At 44.8% G+C, this 669-nt stretch carries 1 protein-coding gene; it reads left to right on the top strand.

Annotation, left to right across the window (positions count from 1 at the left end):
* A partial coding sequence (locus R8269_RS23715; protein ID WP_318222716.1) for an ABC transporter substrate-binding protein occupies window positions 1-574 on the top strand: 574 nt, incomplete at its 5' end.
* Window positions 575-669: the final 95 nt, after the last annotated feature.

Here is a 669-nt window from a genome sequence, read left to right as displayed (position 1 = left end):
TTATAAGGTGAATTTTCACACCTATCCGTTTAAGCGCATGATTTCAGTGTTAGAAGCGGGTGGGGAAGAAAACTGGCTGACATACGGCAGCCCTGATTGGGGCCGAGTTCAATCAGAAAACTTATCTAAAGAGCCTATTTACACTGTAAAACACGTGTTGGTATCCAGCAGTGATGCGCCTTTTAAATTCAATACCATGCAAGACATCAAAGGTCGCTCCATCGTGTTGCTGCTAGGTTTCGACTACCCAAACTTAATGCCGTTTTTTGAAGATAAAACCGTCAACGAGATGCGCGTTAAAGATTACGACGCCGCATATCGCGTAATTCAGAGAACGCCAGGCGATACGGCGTTTGTCGAGATGGAATCGCGGGTGATGTACAACTTAAAACGTCTGGAACTGCCACTCGAACAATTTGAGATTCAATCTTTTAGCGCTGTGATCCCCGACTATTCGATCTATCTGGCCTTTTCTCCAGAGATGAAACCTGAAGTACAACACTTTATTAATCAACGCCTGTCGGATCTAAAAGCCTCGGGAGAGATCGATAACATCGTCAAACACTATCTTTAACGCGCCTAGCCCTTTTACTGGTGCAGCTTTTGAGATCCCCACTAAAACGCCAGCCTTCTCAAGCTGGCGTTTTTGTCTATTCGATTTGATACACG

This window comes from Vibrio sp. Vb0667, from assembly GCF_033391095.1.
This window is presented reverse-complemented; position numbering and strand designations above follow the sequence as displayed.